Origin of the sequence: Mesorhizobium sp. M0500 (assembly GCF_040321165.1) — a bacterium.
Classification (GTDB): Bacteria; Pseudomonadota; Alphaproteobacteria; order Rhizobiales; family Rhizobiaceae; genus Mesorhizobium.
Map to the genome: position 1 here is coordinate 45,984 of NZ_JAMYRB010000021.1, position 17,362 is coordinate 63,345.

Sequence of the window (17,362 nt, forward strand, 5' to 3'; positions counted from 1 at the left end):
TCGTTTCCGCTTGACATATATCAAAAATGAATGAGACGATGTCAATCATACGGATTGCGCATGTAGAGAGAACATGGAAACCCGCGACCTTCAGAGCTTCCTTGCGGTTGCTGCCAGCGGCAGCATTACCAAGGCGGCTGACATGCTCGGTCGTTCCCAACCTGCAGTGACACGCACCATTCAGGATCTCGAGGCAGAGCTCGGCTTCGAATTGCTGCACCGTCTTGGTCGGCGGGTGCAGTTGTCCGAGGAGGGTGTGGCCTTCGAGGAGGAGGCGCGGCGCTTGCTGATGTCCTTCACCGAGCTAGCGGCGCGGGCCAAGATGATTGCCGCCGGCAAAGGTCGGATTCTGCAAATCGTTGCGACCTCTGCGATCGGTACTGGCTTGATCCCGACGGCCATGGCCGAGCTCAAAGGTGTCGAGCTTCCAGACGAGACGCATCTCGGGCAGTTTCTCCCCTCGATCGTCGCCCAGGAGGTGCGCAGCGGACGTGCCGAGATCGGGTTTTCGAGCCTGCCGCTCGATACGCCCGGTCTGGATGTCCTGCGGCTCTATTCGGCGCCTGATGTTGCGGCCGTGCGGGAGGACGATCCGCTGGCTGAACTTGACGTGATACCGCTTTCCGCCTTTGCCGGTCGCCGCGTCGCCACACTGCTCAACCCCCTACGTTTCCAGTTGCATGTCTCCAAGGCATTGGCGGCCAGGGGCATCGATACCGGGCCAGTGATCCGGACCAATACCGCGTACGGCGCGTTGCAGATCGTGCGCCAGACTGGCGCTGCGGCAGTCATCGATCCCCTCACCGCCTATGGCGTGGCCCTGCCTGGGGTCGTCATTCGCCCGATCGACGTGACCGTTCTTTTCTATTGGGGCGTTGTGGCTGCCGAGAAACGCCCCCTTCGTCCAGTCGCGCAGGCGTTGATGGATGCGGTCGAGGCGGTGGCTGAACGGTCGATCGTCGGCTCCAAGAAACTAGATCCGACCCTCGCTGGCCAATTGGTGAGCGATCCTGCATCCGGCACAAATCACGGAACGGGAATATGAAGCATACCCCCGCCGCGCCAACGCCGACAGGTCTTGCTGCGCTCGAAGCGCAGTTCGCGCAGGATCTCGACTTTCTCGAACTGCCCGCCAAGCCATGGGTTCCCGCGCGTTCGCACGATGGCGTGCCGGTCCGTGATGTCGTGGTGATCGGCGCCGGCATGTGCGGACTTGCTGCCACGGCAAAGCTGGTGCTGACCGGGATAACCAATGTCGTGGCCTATGATGCGGCTCCGGCCGGGCTCGAAGGACCATGGGTAACGTTTGCCCGCATGCAAACGCTCCGGTCGCCGAAAACCCTGCACGGTCCATCGCTTGGCCTGCCGCAATTGACGTTCCGCGCCTGGTTCACGGCGCAATGGGGCGTTGAGGCCTGGCGGTCGCTGGACAAAATCCCCAAGGGCCAGTGGATGGACTACCTGGTCTGGTACCGCAAGGTTCTTGGCCTGCCGGTGCGCAACAGCGTGCGCATGACCGGACTGGCAGCCGTTGGAGATCTGATTGCGATCGATATCGAAGGCGCGGAAACCGGCCGGGTTCTCACCCGTCGTCTCGTTCTGGCCACTGGTCGGTCCGGGTTGGGCGGTTTTGCCGTGCCCGATTTCCTCAGCGGCATCGATCGCGCCTATTGGGCCCATTCTGCCGACGACATCGATTTCGACGCGCTGAAAGGCAAGCGCGTGGCGGTGATCGGCGCTGGTGCCTCGTCCATGGACAATGCCGCAACGGCACTCGAGGCGGGAGCCGGCTCTGTTGACATGTTGATCCGGCGCAAGGAAATGCCGCGCATCAACAAGCTGACCGGCATTGGCAGCCCGGGTGTTGTACTCGGCATGCATCACTTGCCCGACGCCTGGAAGTGGAAATTCTTCGATTATACCGCCTCGACCCAGACACCGCCGCCGCGTTCATCGACACTCCGCGTGTCTCGCCACCCCAATGCTCGGTTCCTTCTCGACTGCGGCATAGTTGCGGTGAAGGAGGAGGCAGGGACCCTGCTGGTGGAAACCACGCAGGGGCCGATGCGCTACGACTTCCTGATCGCGGCAACCGGCTTTTCAAATGACTTCAGCGGCCGCCCGGAATTTGCGGCGATCGCCCCACATATCCGCACCTGGTCGGATGGCCGATATAGGCCGGATATGGGGCCGGCTCGTGCAGGCATGTCGGACGCGCCGGATCTTGGTCCGGCCTTCGAGTTTCGCGAACGCGTCTCCGGCTCCTGCCCGATGCTGGCGCATATCCACTGCTTCAACGACGCCGCGATGCTGACCCATGGCAAGGTCTCCGGCGACATCCCGGCCGTCAGCGCCGGGGCCGACCGTCTCGTCCGCGGCATTGCCGCATCGCTGTTTGCCGAGGATGTCGAAACCCACTTCGCCAATCTGATCGCTTACGACACGCCCGAACTTCTGGGCGACGAATGGGTCGATTCAACTCCCTTGCTGCAGAAGGAGGCCGCGTGGTGATCGACGCGATGGACAAGGCTGCCGGCCTTTCACCGGATGATACCCTTTTCGCCGCAAGGCGGTTTCGGCCCGAATTCGTGCGAGGGGCAGAAGAATGTCGCCTCTCGGTGCTGCAGCCGGCAACCGATCAGGGGCTGGCGCCGAATTTGCGTGTTGCTCTTGCCCGTCGAATGGCCGCCCTGAACGCCGATCCGGTCCTGGTGGCCGAATATGATGTGCAGCTGGCTCAGCTAGGTCCGACCGAGCAGCTTCTGGCTTTGGCCCAGGGCGAAACGGATTTGATTGAACCCCTGGCGACCATCGTCCGTCATGTTGACCTGATCACCCTGACGCCGAAAAAGGCGGAAGCGAGCCATATCGCTCTCCTGGAGAAGGCTGGATTGAACAATCCTCAGATCGTCGCGCTCTCCGAACTGATTGCCTTCGTCAACTTCCAGACGCGGGTGGCGACCGGCTTGCGATTGATGAGGTCGTCATGATTTCGTCGGTTCGTCTGAAGCCATTGAATTGGCGTCCGTACATCGCGCCGGTCGAGCTGTCCGAGGCCACGCCGGAACAGCTTGAAGCGATGAAGGTCACGCCATCGGCCAAGAAGGTTTCGGAATATGTGCGCACCCTTGCCCACGACCCAGAGAGCTATCTTGCCCGCACCGTCCTGTTCAACGCGATCATGTATGTCGAAGGCGGGCTCGCCCGTCCCGATCGCGAGCTTGGCGCCTTGGGCGCCTCGATCGTCAATGGCTGCAAATTCTGTGCCGTTGTCCACGCCCGCAGGCATGCAGAGCTGACCAAGAGCGACCAAGTGGTCACCGCACTTTATGTCGACAAACCTGAAGCGCTCGGGCCCCGCGATGCGGCAATCTACAGCTTTGCCCGCCGCCTGTCGGCGGCGCCGTCGGAAGCGACGGCAGACGATATCGCCGCGCTGCGATCAGTTGGCATGGATGACCGCGAGATCATCGACTTGATCCACGCCATATCGATCTTCGGCTGGGCGAACCGGCTGATGCACGTTCTCGGCCATGCGGAGAGCGGGTGATGATGTCGCATGCGGTCAAGGCACTCCGTCCCACACTGTGAAGGGCACCAACCAGAATGCTTGAACTCAAAGATATAAAGCTGTCCTACGGAAGCACGCAGGTCCTGAACGGCGTCAATCTCTCGGTAAAGCGAGGTGACGTCGTGTCAATCATCGGCCCAAGCGGCACCGGCAAGACCACCCTGCTGAAGTGCATCAACTACCTGGTTAAGCCGGCATCTGGAACCATCGCATTCGATCAGATTCGGATGGATTACCAGCGCGCCGACAAGGCAGCCATCCAGGCGATCCGGCTCCGGACAGCGATGGTCTTTCAGCAATTCAACGTCTTCAAGAACATGACCGTCCTCCAGAACGTCATGGATCCGCTGGTCGTCGTGCAGCGCAAGTCCACGGACGAGGCGCGTGAAATCGCGCTGCGAGAGCTCGAAAGGGTCGGCCTCTCAGCGAAGCGGGACAGCTATCCGTCCCAGCTCTCAGGTGGCCAACTCCAGCGTACAGGCATCGCACGTGCGCTGGCGGTTCGGCCGGATGTGATGCTCTTCGACGAACCGACATCATCGCTTGATCCAGAACTGGTCGGTGAGGTTCTTAAAGTGATCAAAGACGTCACGTCGTCCGGGATTACTTCGCTGCTTGTGACCCACGAGATGCAATTCGCAAGGAACATCTCAAACCGGATCGTCTTCATGGATCGTGGCGTAGTTGCCGCCGATGGCAGTCCGGCTGAGATCTTCGATGCGCCTTCCAGCCCACGACTTGCTCAATTCCTGCAGTCTGAACTCGCTTTTCAATAATCCAACAAGAAGGGAACCCAAGAAATGTCTGCAATCAAATCCAGTTTTTCGCGTCGTTATGCCCTGGCCGTCGCCGGCGGCATCGCAATTGCCCTTGCGACAGCAGGGATCAGTTATGGTCAGACCGTTCGGACAATCAAGATCGCGACCTCTGCCGAATCCAAGCCATTGGCTTGGGGCGCGCTCGGCGTCGAGCCGCAAGGCTATGAACCCGATCTACTGAGGGCGATCAACGCAAAGCTGCCGCAATACAAGTTCGAAATGGAAGGTGTCTCCGACATCGCGCAGGAAACCGGCCTGGCCACAGGCAAATACGACATCGCGGTCGGTGGTTACTACAAGTCACCCGAGCGCGCCAAGCAGTTCTTCATTCCGGAAAACCCCATGGGCGCCAGCCTGATGAAGATCTACAGCAAAAAGGGCAGCGGCATCAAGGAAATGAAAGATCTGGTCGGCAAGAGGATCGTTCCGACCACGGCTGGCGGCGGAACCTATAAGTTCATCATGAACTGGCAAAAAGAAAATCCGCAATACAAGCTTGACGTGACGGCGTCGAGCGCCGGAATCCCGTATCCAAACCGTTTGGATGAGGTTCAGAACGGCAAGTTCGACGCGCTGGTCCTGCCTTCAAATCTTGGTGAGCAGACCGTCATCGATGAAAAGAAGCTCGACATCGTGGCGTCCGAACCGGTCTTCAGCAACAACACCTATATGCTTATTCACAGGTCAGATGAAAACAAGGTTCTGGTCGATGACGTGAACAAAGTTCTCAAGGAGTTAAAAGACGACGGCACGATCGAAAAGCTATCGCAGAAGTGGTTTGGCGAAGGCATCGTCAAGTATATGAAATGATTTGATCTGAGTAGATATCGTCAGCGGCAAGGCTGAATTGCAAGAAGGAGCGTTTCAAAGTGGATGTTTCTGCTATGATTCCCGAGTTGCTCTCGGCATTGCCGCTGACGCTCGCTATCACGTTTACCGCCATGTTGGTCGGCTTTTGCTTGGCGCTCGTTGCGACAACATTGCGGATTCGCAGGATACCAGTGGTCAGCCACCTCACCGACCTCTACGTGTCCTATGCCCGCAGCGTTCCCGTCGTCCTCCAGTTGTTCGTCGCGTTCTACGGGCTCCCCCTATTGGTGGCGCTGTTCGGCTCCGCAGATTTCTTCTCGCCGACGATCGCTGCGATGGTCGGACTGAGCTTTTACCATGGCGGCTATCTGTCGGAAGTCCTGCGGCCCGCATACCTGGCCGTCGATCGCGGCCAGCATGATGCAGCCGACAGTCTCGGATATACCTTTCGCCAGAAGATCACCCGCATCGTGGGCCCGCAAGCGGTGCACTTCGCATTGCCCGGCTATGGAAATTCCATCATCTACCTGATCCATAACGTTGCGCTGGTCATGTACATTGGGGCGGCCGACGTGATGGCGACCGCGCATTTGATCATGGAGCGCGACTATAACCAGTACCAGTTCGAAACATACCTCGTCCTGGCCGTCATCTATGCGCTGATGTGCCTGATTGCCTGGTTCATCGTGCACTTGTTCGAGCTTCGCTCGCCGATGCAGGCGCCTGAGGCCACGACAACAGCTCAGATCAAGAACGCGGCCATCGCCAGCGTCTGACCTAAAGGGTATTAAACCATGTTCGATACCGAAATTTTGCTCCAGGACACCCAGGAAATTCTGGGCGCCGTACCCGTAACGCTTGCCATGGCGTTCACGATTTTCGTCCTGTCGACGATCGTCGGCAGCATTTTTGCACTCGTCGAATATAGACGAGTCCCGGTGCTGCGAGAGCTCATCATGGCTTACAAGATCGTCTTCAAGGGCGTTCCGATGGTCATCGTGATTTTCCTCGCCTATTTCGGTCTGCCCCCGGCATTCCAGTTCCTGCTCTCGTTGCTCGGGATCAACTTTAACGGCCACGAAACACCCAACTCGGTTATCCTTATTATTGCGGTGACAGGCTGTATCGCTGCGTTCCAATCCGAGATTATCAAGGGAGCCTTGAACGCCTTCGACACCGGTCAGTCAGACGCCGCCCATTCGCTTGGCTATACGAACGGCCAATTGTTCCGACGGATTCTGTTTCCCCAGGTGGTTCTCACGGCAATTCCCGACCTGACAACCTCGATGATGGTCATCATGAAGGCGCTTTCTCTCGGATTCGCCATCGAGGTTGTCGATATCTTCGCCCAGTCCCAGCTGACCGCCGCGCTGAACTACTACTACCTCGAAGCCTTCGTGATTGCCGTCGTGATCTACATGGTGATTGCCTATATCGTCACCCAGATTGCCGACAGGCTGGAGCAAGCCCTTAGGGTACGGACCTGAGCGAAGCGTCGTCGGAACCCGCGCATCAAGGCGGAGGAACTCAAGGCTCTGTTGAGAGCCTGCAAACAGCCGACGTGCGGGGCCAGCTCGCAGCCAGATCTGTGGGCTTGTAATAGACACCTTGGCGGGGCCTGCGGCCGAAGGCTTGCTCGACGGCCAGCGGCGCGTCCAATTGCGCGCCGGATTATCGCAGATTGGTCAGATCCACTGGACGATTGTTGATGATCGCTTCCATGGAGAAGAAGCCTGTCACCGTAGCCAGGTCGAAGTTCGTGATCAGTTTCTGGTAGAACGCATCGTAGCCGGACATGCCTTGTGTCACAACCTTGATCAGATAGTCCCAGTCCCCTCCGATCCGATAGAAATCGATCACCTCCGGCAACCGTTCGACATGGGCACGGAACGCCTCGCTCCACTCCTTGGAATGGTGGCGAGTGCGGACCATTACGAAAACCGTCAGGTCGAGTCCCAGCGCTCGCAGATCGATATTGCTGTGCGACCCCCGGATAAGACCTAGCGACTGCAGGCGCTGGATCCGCCGCCAGCACGCGTTCTGAGACAGGCCGACCCTCTCCGCCAAATCTCGCTGCGAAAGGCTTGCATCGATCTGCATGGCCGTCAAAATCTTCATATCAAATGCATCGATTTTCGCCCGATCTTCGATCATCTGACACGCTCTTTGCAAGAAATTGCAGAAAATAGGGGAATTTTTTCGACCGTGGAGCAGGCTACAATCGGAGTCAATATCCGAGCCGGGGAGAATGACCGTGCAAGCAGCTCGCCCAACGACGAGGCAGACCGAGACCCCTCTGTCAAAGTTCCGCCAGGCGCTGAAGAAAAAGGCTGACGTGACCGCCGACCTCCGGGATGGGCTTGTGGGATCGACGGCGAAAATCGTGGGTCCCTACGGGCAAAAGGACTTGGTGTACGCCGACTATGTCGCGTCAGGCCGCGCACTCCGTCAGATCGAGCGCTTTGTGCTTGAGGAGGTCCTGCCGTACTATGCCAACAGCCACACGGAAGCCTCGTATTGCGGAGGCTTCATGACCCGCATGCGTCGGGAAGCGCGCGCCCTGATCGGTCAATTCTGCGGGGCCACCGAACGGCATGCTGTGATCTTCACCGGCTCCGGCGCTACGTCGGGGATCAACCGCCTCGTCAAGCTATTCGGCGTCGCTGAAGCCGTGGCAGCGGGCAAGCGCGCTCGGATCATTATCGGTCCCTATGAGCATCACTCCAACATTCTGCCCTGGCGCGAGAGCGGGGCAGAAATCGTGGAAATCGCTGAGCATCCGTCTGGCGGGCCGGACCTGTCTCAGCTCAAGGACGCGGTTGGCGGGGGGGCGTCAGATCTGACGATATGCTCGATGTCCGCGGCCTCGAACGTCACGGGCATCACCAGCGATGTCGCGGCCATCACCGTGATCGTGAAGGCCGCCGGCGCAAAGATGATCTGGGACTATGCGGGCGCAGGTCCTTACCTGCCGATTTCCATGTCGCCCGCCCCTGATGCCCAGATCGACGCGATAGTTGTTTCGCCTCACAAGTTCCTCGGGGGTCCCGGCGCCTCCGGCATTTTGATCGTTCGACGCGACGGACCTTCGACGAAAACGCCGTCGTGGCCAGGTGGCGGGACGGTGAAGTTTGTCTCCCCGAAGACACACGATTACAGCGACAGCCTGGAATCCCGCGAGGAAGCCGGCACGCCGAACGTGATCGGCGACATACGAGCCGCGCTGGCCTTCATCGTCAAAGATGCGATCGGACTCGACGCGATGACAGCGCGCAATCGCGAGCTGGCGCGTCGTGCCTTTCGCGCATGGAAAGCCCTGCCGCGGCTGGAGCTCCTCGGTCTATCGGATCCTGAGCGGCTTCCGATCTTTTCTTTCCGGGTCAAAAACGGAAAGGACGGCTACGTCCACCAGCAGCTGATCACGCGCATGCTAAGCGACCGGTTCGGGATCCAGGCGCGCGGTGGCTGCGCCTGCGCCGGCCCGTATGTCCACAGACTGCTGTCGATCGACGACGAACGGTCCGAGGAAATCAGGCAAGCCATTCTCTCCGGCGACGAAATGAAAAAGCCGGGATTCACCCGGCTGAATTTCAGCGTTCTGCTGCCGGACGAGAAGGTGCAGTTCATACTCGATGCCGTGGCGCAGATTGCGTCGGACGCAACGGACTTCGAGCGTGACTACGACCTCGATCCTGGCCGGGCGATCTTCTTCCCGCGAGCCGCAGTCGAGGGCATTGCCCATGCAGCAGCCTGAAGTCGCCGGGTTCTATGATGCACGGACGGGCAGCATCCAATATGTCGTTGCATGCCCGAGTTCACGAAGATGCGCCATCATCGACCCCGTACTCGATTTCGACGAAAAGTCTGGCTCGACAGCAACGACAAATGCGGACGCGATCCTCGACTACATCAACAGCCACAATTTGAAGCTCGAGTGGATCCTGGACACCCATCCGCATGCCGATCACTTTTCGGCCGCGCGCTATCTCAAGGCGAAAACCGGCGTGCCGACAGCTATCGGCGAGCACGTGAAGCAAGTGCAGCGGATCTGGCAACGGATCTATAACTTCTCGGATTTCCCGTGTGACGGCTCACAATGGGATCGGCTGTTTTGCGACGGCGAGACCTTCAACATCGGCGAGCTGGAAGCGCGCGTCATGCACTCGCCAGGACACACCTTGGCGTCGATAAGCTATATCATCGGCGATGCAGCGTTCATTCACGACACACTTTTCATGCCCGATAGCGGCTCCGCCCGTGCAGATTTTCCAGGTGGCAGCGCAGCTGACCTATGGAAGTCGATCCAGGACATTTTGAGCCTACCCGATCCGACGCGCCTCTTCACCGGGCATGACTACAGGCCGGGAGGGCGCCAGGCTCTGTGGGAGAGTTCGGTAGCGGAGCAGAAAGAGAAAAACCCGCATGTCGCCGGTCATTCTCGGAGTACGTTCATCAGGCTTCGGGAGGCCCGAGACAGGACATTGCCAATGCCAAAACTCATATTGCATGCCCTGCAGGTCAATATCCGCGGAGGGGAACTGCCTCAGGTCGAGGAAAATGGCCGGCGTTATCTGAGGATACCGCTCGACGCGCTGCCAGCATCGGTCTGGGGTTAGTGACGAATCGGATGGCTCTCTCCAGCAGTTCCTGCCCGCGATCGGTTTCAGGATCACTGATCGGGTGTACGCTCGGTCCGATTGGCGGAGGCGGGTCGATCCTCGCTACGCCCTATCGATGTACGTCGTCGGAATGAGCATCCTCGGATGCGCTCTCGGAGGTGATCGCGGCAAGCAATTGCGGTGGCGCGTCTGCAACACTATTATCGATCATGTTCTGAGGAGGTATCTCGGATGTGGAATAGGATCGCCAAGCTTCGGTTATCGAGCCGCACCTGGGAGGCAATTCTTCTGGGGATGAAAAGCTTGAGGCGAACCCCAAATAGCCGATGTATGTACTGGTGATTTGACGCGATTCCATAGACAGCATCGTTGGCGCCACGAGATTTTCGCGTACAGCTTCGGGATTGCGCCCGGCCGCGGGCCATCACGCACCACATCACGGCACGTCGTTCAGATTTGTGTAGTGCTTCAGTTTAACGAAATCGAAGTTCCATAAGATAGATTACGCGACTTTCATCAGACGAAGTTGACATTTCTAAGTATCCCACGTATGCCTGACACTCGCTGCAAGTCTTCTGGTTGTCGAGAGGCAAGCAGATCAGTTCTACATCAGTAACTCCTACTCGACGTTCCGTTTCAGAAGATCATTTTTACTTAAGATCGTCTCATCGTCTAATGAAACCGGACGGGATGACCCACTTTTTCTGGAACGCCCGGGGGTCGGCGTCCCAGGTCAGACCATCGGCTTCGCTCGCCTGCTCTCTCGGCGCACTCACTTGTGCGGCATGCAATAGACGCCCTCAGATTCCATGAGTACCGCGCCGCCCTTCAACTCACTCAGTGCGCCGACCCACGCTTTCGAATAAGTGCGGCTGGCATCCACGGCCGTCAGCCAAAGACGCGATTGTCGGCCAGTTCGACTTTAGCTTCCTGCTGCAAAGGACTTGCCTGCACGGTCTGTTGATAGTGGCGTTTGATCCTGACATTGCTGGCCGGGAACTCAGCTTCGTTGCTGCCGTAGTTCAGCACAAAACCAGTGTGCTCCTCAGCCACTGAGCAACCGCCATCACGCTCACACACGATTTTGGCAGCCGTCCTGCAGTCCCATTTCAGTGAAGCGGGCCACATAGGATTGTCCACGCTTGATCGCGGCTTGTCGCTCTGACCAGCCGCCGTCAACACTGCGCCTGTGTTCAAAATCACAGTGGACAGGAGAAGCGCCTTGAACATTACAAACCTCCCTGAATTACGACCCCATAGTACCTCGTCCTGCGTGATCGCCTGGCTCGTGGCATGTTGAGATTGAACCAGCTTTTCTGGCGCACGCCGTTCGCGTCATCATACTCGATGAACCAGGGATTTCCGCGCACCGGTCGAGGGATGGCGTAGTAGGTGGGGCCATTCCCAAGGGATTGCCCTCGATCGTTCCCCGCGGTTTGGATTGTTGCTGCAACCACCTTACCGTCGATTTCGATTTGGACCTGTCGAGATCCGTCTCCATGATACCCGCCGAGGCCGCTGTCTTTCACAACGACGGGCAACGTGAGCCTATCGGATGAGATGCGCCAGATGCTCCGTTCTTGACCCAGTCCGGGCCGGTCGGAGTTGGCGCCAACCGCTTGCCAGCCAGACGGACAATCCTCATACTTCTCAAATTTCGCGGCGCTTGAGTTGGCTTGCGGACAGATGGCCAGTTAAAACCCGGGGCTTCCATCGCCGCAATCAACTTGTAAATTGGCGGATAGCACGAGGGGGTACCCTGCCAGTCGCCGGATAGACATAGGAGCACCTGGCAGCCCCATTCCGACGTGCATCGAGCAACCCTTTATCGGGCGGTAAATAGTGTGGAGGGATGTCCAGCCGCCCCTTTGTCTGGTGAATGAAGTACGGCGGGGTTTCAGCTTTGGTTTCATGATGAAAGGTTTCCAACCTGCAAAGAAAAAGGAGAGAAAATGTTCCGTTATCTAGCGCGCCGTTATGATCGTAAGCACATCCTGAGATCATTAGAACGTCAGAGGCGTATTCATGATAAGCTGATTCCATTTTTTCATGATGGTTCTGACGAATTGGTCTTCAATGAAATTTCCAAAGGCGAGGTGTTTTTCGCGCCTATATTGCCGACTGCTCCGTTAAGGGAAGAAGCGGATAGTGTTACCTTCCAATCTGATATTTCAACTGAAGACGAGGCGAACAACACGTTTGAATGCGTTGTTACCGACAGTGGATTGAAACAACATGCGCTTGTTGTGTTTCATCATTGGTATGCTCGGAGCCGGTATCCGGCATTTTCCAAATACTTCGCTGGAAAGGGCATAACGGTTATTGAAGCTACACTTCCGTATCATTTTGGGCGGGCTTCGAATGACTATTCTGAGGAAAAGCTTTTCAACGCGAATTTAGGGCGCACTGTCCAGTCGATGAGACAGGCTGTCCTAGATGGCCGTAAGATTGTTCGTTGGCTTTATAGTCAGGGGTATCAGAAAATCTCGGTTGTAGGGATGTGTTTGGGTGGCACTGTTGCGGGTCTCGTTGCTGCCCAAGAGCAGAAGGTTGATAAGGCGGTTCTCATGGTATCGCCGGGAAGCCCTGCTGATCTCGTCTGGACTGCGGAGACCATGACGGCCTTACGTGGTCGTATTGAACCGTCCATGTCACTGGAAGGACTAAGAACCGCTTGGGGTCTCATCGATCTAGAGAAGCATCTTTTCGGCCTTACACGTCCTCGTCTGGATTTGATGTTCTTGCTCGGTAAGGACGATACGGTTGCCCGCCCAGGAGGCTCTGAGCGTCTCATTGAGTTGCTGGCGAAGTGCAATCTTCCACCTGAGGTCGTGCGGCTGAATTGTGGGCACTCATCTATTGGAATGTTCCCCTACAATTTGATCGCGGCTCGGAAGGTTCTTCGTTTTTTGAAAGAAACCCCGACCCTGTCAGAGCTTTGGGAGGTTCGCGGGTTTCGCTACGACTTTAGCGAAGTTTGAGCTATTTGATGGCTCCGCGCCGGATCGCGGCCAGGGCGCGCGGGATGCGGTTCGGTCCCTCCCCTGCCCTCCCCCGACCAGGTCGCGCATGCGCGACAGCTCATCAACGACGATATCAAGCCGGCCGAGGTCGCCCGGCTCCTGAAGGTGCATCGCGCGACCTCAGCCCTCGCAGTTCAGCCGAGAGTACAAGAGCATCTTTGGCAACTCGCCGATTGCGGATCTGCAGCTCTGAACTGTACCGGGCCACTTGTGACAATGAACGACCACCTTGCTTAAAGAGTAGTCATTCGCCGCGGCCTGCGACGCCGACGGGATAACGACAGCCGGCCTTCCCCGGCGCTTCCCTACTGCTTCAGCCGTGTCGACTGAGACTCTCGCGCTGCAAGACGTTCAGTTTCGGCCTCTTGTCTGGACGCGACTTCACCAGATCGGGCTGCGGAATAGAGAGCCGCGGCCTCGCCCAACCTGACCTGATCGGATTTCGGCACGGATGGATGTTCAAACGATTTGCCCGAGGCTGTCGCACGAGCGATTTCGCGTGCGCCGTCTTCACCGAAACGGGCTTCAATCGATTTCCTGAAGGTGGCGATCTCCCGACTGACCACCTGATCGGCTGACACCATCTTGAAGGTTTCGGCCCGCTCGCGATCATCCTTGGCCATTGCAATTTTTCCGAGCGCGGCTTTCGCCCGATCCGAAACATCCCTTACCTCCACCGCATCAGCCCTCATCCGCTTTTCCACATCACTGCGATAGGCCTGTGCTGCCCGGTTCTCGTACTCGGCGGTCCGGACAATGTTCGGGCCAATCGCGGCGGCGGCCTGTTGAGCCTCGGTCCGCTCTTCCCTCGCCCTGGCGCCGGCGAAGAACCCTTCCCTGCCCCGCAGCTCGCCGACCAAGCTGGTATCCGCCGATAGACGTCGCGCAGCACTTGTCGGCCCGTCTCGCGCGATGATGTCATCGAGACGCTGGGTTGCCGCTTTCGGATCACGATAGGCGGTCTCCAGATAGATTGAGCGAGCGTCGCGCTCGCGCTGTACATCTGCATCGCGACTGACAGCGACGGCGATGCTCCGTTCGTCGATCGATCGCCCAAAGCTGTCGCGGCGCACGCCATCAGCATTCACATCCTGGAATGCAACTATCAGCACCCTCACGTCCGCTGGCCGGTCGGCTGTGGTGCTGGGCGACCCCTCTTCATTTCTGGCATCTGGAACAGACTGCCGAGTTTCGGTCTTGCCTGCCACGGCCCGATCATCGGCTGGCCCACGACGATCGCTGTCTCCTGCCTTTTTTGACTTCGGCGCCACGACGGGCTCAGGCGTCGCGCCTCGATGCTCAAGCCGACGCTGGCTCTCCGCGTCGTTGGCAATGGCGCCGGGCTGCATTTCCGGTGTGCGCGGATCTACCTGACGCATGCCCGCGCGTGCCTCCTCGACAACTGAAGCCATCGGCTGCTCCTCCTTTTCCCGGCCATTCTGAGCTTGCCCAACATGCAACGCTGGCCGAGCGTTCTCCGCCGCCCGTCCCTCGTCTAACTTCGCCCGTTGTTCCGCGCTGAGTTCATCGCGCGTTGCATAAGCCACTGACGCCGCCTTGATCTCGTTGCGGCCGATCTGGCGGGCGAGCTGCCGCAAATCGCGCGCCGTCTGCGTCGCCACGAAGATCGTCGCGCTCTCACGCTGCCGCGTCAGCGCCACATAGCTCGAGGCGGCACGCCAGTGATGCGTGTGCATGAGATAGGTATGATCGAGCGTCTTGCCCTGGCCCTTGTAGATGGTGCCGGCATAGCCGTGCCGGAATCCAGAAAACTCCGACGCAGACCACTCGACCTTTCGCCCTTTCCGGCCTGCCGCCGCATCAAGCGAGACACTGATGCGGCCAAAATTCCGGTCGATGCCGGTGATGGTCCCGGCGTTGCCATTGTAGATGCCGGCGCCTTTCAGCGTATCCGTGAACTGCACCCGGTCACCGACAGCGAACGCGGCCTCGCCATGCTTGGTCGTAAACACAAAATCCTTACCCAACTCACCATGCTCGCGACGGACCGCGCGCAGATCCTTGTTCAGCGCATCGACATCCTTGTTGGTATAGGCAAACACGAACCGCGATGCAGACGGATTGGAAGCAGAATCCTTGGCCCATCGCTCGACCAGTTTTTCTCGCAATTCATCCTGCTTCGACGTCCATACCACCGCCTTATTTCGGGCGAAGGCCCGGAGCGCGTCTTCGAAGCGACCGTCCGACAGATCGCGTGCCGCCTCTCTCTGCCAGTCGACCTTCTGGCGTGTCACCTGGGTTATCTCGGACGAGCCGTGCTCTTTCTTCAGCTCGGTGAACAGCCCGCCGCGCTCGATCGAGCCGAGCTGCCGGTCGTCCCCGGCCAGCACAACCTTGGCGCCCGACAGCCGCGCTTCGCGCAACACTTCGCCGGTCACCTTGGCGTCCATCATCGCCGCCTCGTCGACCACGACCAAAGTGCGCCGGTCCCACTGCGCGCGGCCGTTCTTCAGCCGGAACAGTTCGGCATGAACGGTCGAGCTTCTGGCTAACCCGTCCTCCTTCATGGTCTGCGCCACCGCATTGGTCGGCGCGAGGCCGACCACGCGATAGCCGGCCGCTTCATTTGCCTCGCGGATGGAGCCAAGCGCAAAACTCTTTCCCGTCCCGGCCCGGCCTTCGACTATTTTTAGCCCGCCGGACCCCGTCGCATGATCGAACGCGGCCAACTGATCCGGCCGCAGTTCCTGCACGGACACGAGCCGCTCGCGCGCCCTTGCCCCAACATCGCGATGGGACCCTCCGGCCACGCGCCGTCCATCAGCAAGTGCCAAAACCTCCTGGTCGCGCACCGCCCGCGTTGTCCAGCGACCCACACTCTCGCCTGTCTCCCGGTCATGCAGCGCCAGCACATCGTCACGGCCGAGTACTTTGCCCTTCACATCCGCTCGTTCGCTCTCATCGAGAATGTGTTTTTTCAGATGCCGATCGAGATCGTACTCGGAAAAACTCGCCTGGTTGCGCGTCAGAACAGCCAGCACATGCTCCGGATCGCGCGCCGCTTCTTCGTTCGCCCGCCTGATATGCTCGGCCCGCACATTGGCCTCCGCACCCGGCGTGCGCATGCGGATCGGTCCGATGTGTTCCTGTGGCACCGCGCTCGTCGCATCCACCCGGATCGACAGCCCCTGTTCGGCAAAATAGCGGTTCTGATGATCGCGCCACAGCGCGCCCCACGCCTCGCCTTCCGCCACGATCGCCCGGCCCCCGCCCCGCTTGATGACGGGATCGAGATCACGCGCTTTTTTTGCCGCAAACCCTTCCTCCCCAAGACGCCGCGTCGTGATCAACAAATGCGCATGGTAATTGGCCCGCTCGCCCTCGCTCTCCGCCCCATGCGGCGCATGAACGTCCAGCTGCACCGCCAGCCCCTTTGAGACAAAATGTTCTTGCGCAAACGACCGCGCCAGCTCGACCCGGTCGTCATGATCAAGCTCTTGATTGGCCGGCAGCGCCAGCACGAGCTCGCGCGCCAGCTGCGCGTCCTTGCGTTTTTCCATGGCCTCGGCCGCATTCCACAGCGCATCGCTTGAGGCCAGCTCTGACGGCGCCCCTTCCGGCAACAGCACCTCGTGATGCTCCGGCGCCTCGCGGTGCTTGAAGTAAAACACCTCCCCGGTGCGCTGCGCCTTGATCGCCTCGCGGCCGTTGTAGGCGGCCGAGCGCACCGCGCTGCCGCCGTCGGATCGGGAGATGTATCGGGCACGGGCGAAAGCGATAGCCATTGCCGCAGGATGACATCACTCGCGCGCCAGCGCAAGCAAGCATTCGAAGAATGCATATTGCGTCTGCAAAAATCCATCAATCGGCTAATCGACGACAGACGGTTGGCACTCTGGCGGATGCTTACTGCGGAAAACGCCGAGGAACCTTGGTTGCAGCCTCCGGCATATACAAAAGGGGGTTGAAGAGCCTCGCGCCGGCTGGCACAATCCCTTCGGGCTTGGCGGACGGGGAAAAAACGGAGATTCTCGCCATGGCCCGCACCTCGCTTGCCGAACGCATGAGCCGCCTGGAGCAGCAGCGGGCCAAACTCACCGAACAGGAAGCTAGGCTCAAGGCGGACGAGCGCAAGCAGCGCACCCGCCGCCTCGTCGAGGCCGGGACCCTCATCGAACGGGCCGGATTGATCGATCTCGAGGAAGCCGCCCTCTATGGCGGGCTGCTGTCGCTGGCCGAGGGCGTGCGCGACAAGGCGCAACTCACCGAATGGATCAAGACCGGCAAAACCGCGCTCGATCGGGAAACGGTCGGCAAGGACGCAACGCACGAACCGTTGACCATCACCTTCCCTGCTCCGCTGCCGACCCCCTTCGCCACTCGCCTGCGCGGCGCCGGCCTGCGCTGGAGCAAAGTCATGCAGCACTGGGAAGGGCTGGCCGATCACGACGCAGTCGCCGCACTTGCCGCCGAGCAGAACGGCAGCGTGCGGCGCATTCATTCCACCGAGCAGCCCGATCGGGAGCCGGATCGCGGCCGAAAATCTGAACGCTCATAGCG

At 59.3% G+C, this 17,362-nt stretch carries 15 protein-coding genes; 12 read left to right on the forward strand and 3 right to left on the reverse strand.

All coding sequences use genetic code 11. From position 1 onward, the window contains the following. Nucleotides 1–73 precede the first annotated feature (73 nt). From NKI70_RS26590 to NKI70_RS26625, 8 genes are read left to right on the forward strand one after another with little or no spacing between them, the layout of a single operon-like run. A complete protein-coding gene (locus NKI70_RS26590) occupies nt 74–1,045 on the forward strand; it encodes a LysR family transcriptional regulator (RefSeq protein ID WP_352725363.1) in 972 nt (323 codons plus the stop codon). Continuing rightward, complete coding sequence (locus tag NKI70_RS26595; protein ID WP_352725365.1) at nt 1,042–2,511, forward strand: NAD(P)-binding domain-containing protein; 1,470 nt, start codon at nt 1,042–1,044, stop codon at nt 2,509–2,511. Before NKI70_RS26590 ends, NKI70_RS26595 begins: the two co-directional genes overlap by 4 nt. Then, nucleotides 2,505–2,990 (forward strand): CMD domain-containing protein, encoded by a 486-nt coding sequence (locus NKI70_RS26600; protein WP_352694337.1) that lies wholly within the window; start codon nt 2,505–2,507, stop codon nt 2,988–2,990. The genes NKI70_RS26595 and NKI70_RS26600 overlap by 7 nt, the downstream gene beginning before the upstream one ends. Beyond that, nucleotides 2,987–3,550, forward strand: a complete 564-nt coding sequence (locus NKI70_RS26605) for a peroxidase-related enzyme (protein ID WP_352577915.1) — start codon at nt 2,987–2,989, stop codon at nt 3,548–3,550. The genes NKI70_RS26600 and NKI70_RS26605 overlap by 4 nt, the downstream gene beginning before the upstream one ends. A 56-nt stretch (nt 3,551–3,606) precedes the next feature. Further along, nucleotides 3,607–4,347 carry an amino acid ABC transporter ATP-binding protein gene (locus NKI70_RS26610; RefSeq protein WP_352694335.1) on the forward strand — a complete coding sequence of 247 codons (741 nt, stop codon included), beginning with the start codon at nt 3,607–3,609 and terminating at the stop codon, nt 4,345–4,347. A 24-nt stretch (nt 4,348–4,371) separates the two neighbouring features. After that, the gene (locus NKI70_RS26615; protein ID WP_352577913.1) at nt 4,372–5,199 is read left to right on the forward strand and encodes a transporter substrate-binding domain-containing protein; all 828 of its coding nucleotides are present in this window, start codon (nt 4,372–4,374) and stop codon (nt 5,197–5,199) included. A 59-nt stretch (nt 5,200–5,258) separates the two neighbouring features. Further along, a complete protein-coding gene (locus NKI70_RS26620; RefSeq protein WP_031194726.1) occupies nt 5,259–5,975 on the forward strand; it encodes an amino acid ABC transporter permease in 717 nt (238 codons plus the stop codon). An 18-nt stretch (nt 5,976–5,993) separates the two neighbouring features. Beyond that, entirely contained in the window at nt 5,994–6,686 is a 693-nt protein-coding gene (locus tag NKI70_RS26625; RefSeq protein WP_352694333.1) for an amino acid ABC transporter permease, read from the forward strand. A gap of 184 nt (nt 6,687–6,870) precedes the next feature. Here the strand turns inward: NKI70_RS26625 and NKI70_RS26630 are convergent, their stop codons facing one another. Continuing rightward, nucleotides 6,871–7,353: an Lrp/AsnC family transcriptional regulator gene (locus NKI70_RS26630; protein WP_023721564.1), complete on the reverse strand. Its 483-nt coding sequence runs from the start codon at nt 7,351–7,353 to the stop codon at nt 6,871–6,873. A gap of 94 nt (nt 7,354–7,447) precedes the next feature. On the opposite strand from NKI70_RS26630, the gene NKI70_RS26635 reads away from it, so the two are divergent. Then, on the forward strand, nt 7,448–8,953 hold the full coding sequence (locus NKI70_RS26635) for an aminotransferase class V-fold PLP-dependent enzyme (protein ID WP_352725367.1): 1,506 nt from the start codon (nt 7,448–7,450) through the stop codon (nt 8,951–8,953). Next, complete coding sequence (locus tag NKI70_RS26640) at nt 8,940–9,815, forward strand: MBL fold metallo-hydrolase (protein ID WP_352725369.1); 876 nt, start codon at nt 8,940–8,942, stop codon at nt 9,813–9,815. Before NKI70_RS26635 ends, NKI70_RS26640 begins: the two co-directional genes overlap by 14 nt. An 891-nt stretch (nt 9,816–10,706) precedes the next feature. Here NKI70_RS26640 and NKI70_RS26645 read toward each other — a convergent pair. Next, entirely contained in the window at nt 10,707–11,048 is a 342-nt protein-coding gene (locus tag NKI70_RS26645) for a hypothetical protein (protein ID WP_352693569.1), read from the reverse strand. A gap of 722 nt (nt 11,049–11,770) precedes the next feature. Here NKI70_RS26645 and NKI70_RS26650 point away from each other — a divergent pair. Beyond that, nucleotides 11,771–12,799 carry an alpha/beta hydrolase family protein gene (locus tag NKI70_RS26650; RefSeq protein WP_352725371.1) on the forward strand — a complete coding sequence of 343 codons (1,029 nt, stop codon included), beginning with the start codon at nt 11,771–11,773 and terminating at the stop codon, nt 12,797–12,799. 347 nt (nt 12,800–13,146) lie between these two features. Here the strand turns inward: NKI70_RS26650 and NKI70_RS26655 are convergent, their stop codons facing one another. Then, the gene (locus tag NKI70_RS26655; protein ID WP_352725373.1) at nt 13,147–16,587 is read right to left on the reverse strand and encodes an AAA family ATPase; all 3,441 of its coding nucleotides are present in this window, start codon (nt 16,585–16,587) and stop codon (nt 13,147–13,149) included. On the opposite strand from NKI70_RS26655, the gene NKI70_RS26660 reads away from it, so the two are divergent. Next, nucleotides 16,587–17,360, forward strand: coding sequence for a conjugal transfer protein TraD (locus NKI70_RS26660; protein ID WP_352725375.1), 774 nt, complete (start codon nt 16,587–16,589; stop codon nt 17,358–17,360). The genes NKI70_RS26655 and NKI70_RS26660 overlap by 1 nt on opposite strands. The last annotated feature ends 2 nt before the right edge of the window (nt 17,361–17,362 follow it).

Excerpts from the sequence above, each read along its gene's own strand:
- NKI70_RS26590 (WP_352725363.1), top strand. The coding sequence starts at position 74 with ATGGAAACCCGCGACCTTCAGAGCTTCCTTGCGGTTGCTGCCAGCGGC.
- NKI70_RS26595 (WP_352725365.1), top strand. The coding sequence starts at position 1,042 with ATGAAGCATACCCCCGCCGCGCCAACGCCGACAGGTCTTGCTGCGCTC.
- NKI70_RS26605 (WP_352577915.1), top strand. The coding sequence starts at position 2,987 with ATGATTTCGTCGGTTCGTCTGAAGCCATTGAATTGGCGTCCGTACATC.
- NKI70_RS26610 (WP_352694335.1), top strand. The coding sequence starts at position 3,607 with ATGCTTGAACTCAAAGATATAAAGCTGTCCTACGGAAGCACGCAGGTC.
- NKI70_RS26615 (WP_352577913.1), top strand. The coding sequence starts at position 4,372 with ATGTCTGCAATCAAATCCAGTTTTTCGCGTCGTTATGCCCTGGCCGTC.
- NKI70_RS26625 (WP_352694333.1), top strand. The coding sequence starts at position 5,994 with ATGTTCGATACCGAAATTTTGCTCCAGGACACCCAGGAAATTCTGGGC.
- NKI70_RS26630 (WP_023721564.1), bottom strand. The coding sequence starts at position 7,353 with ATGATCGAAGATCGGGCGAAAATCGATGCATTTGATATGAAGATTTTG.
- NKI70_RS26635 (WP_352725367.1), top strand. The coding sequence starts at position 7,448 with ATGACCGTGCAAGCAGCTCGCCCAACGACGAGGCAGACCGAGACCCCT.
- NKI70_RS26640 (WP_352725369.1), top strand. The coding sequence starts at position 8,940 with ATGCAGCAGCCTGAAGTCGCCGGGTTCTATGATGCACGGACGGGCAGC.
- NKI70_RS26645 (WP_352693569.1), bottom strand. The coding sequence starts at position 11,048 with ATGTTCAAGGCGCTTCTCCTGTCCACTGTGATTTTGAACACAGGCGCA.
- NKI70_RS26650 (WP_352725371.1), top strand. The coding sequence starts at position 11,771 with ATGTTCCGTTATCTAGCGCGCCGTTATGATCGTAAGCACATCCTGAGA.
- NKI70_RS26655 (WP_352725373.1), bottom strand. The coding sequence starts at position 16,587 with ATGGCTATCGCTTTCGCCCGTGCCCGATACATCTCCCGATCCGACGGC.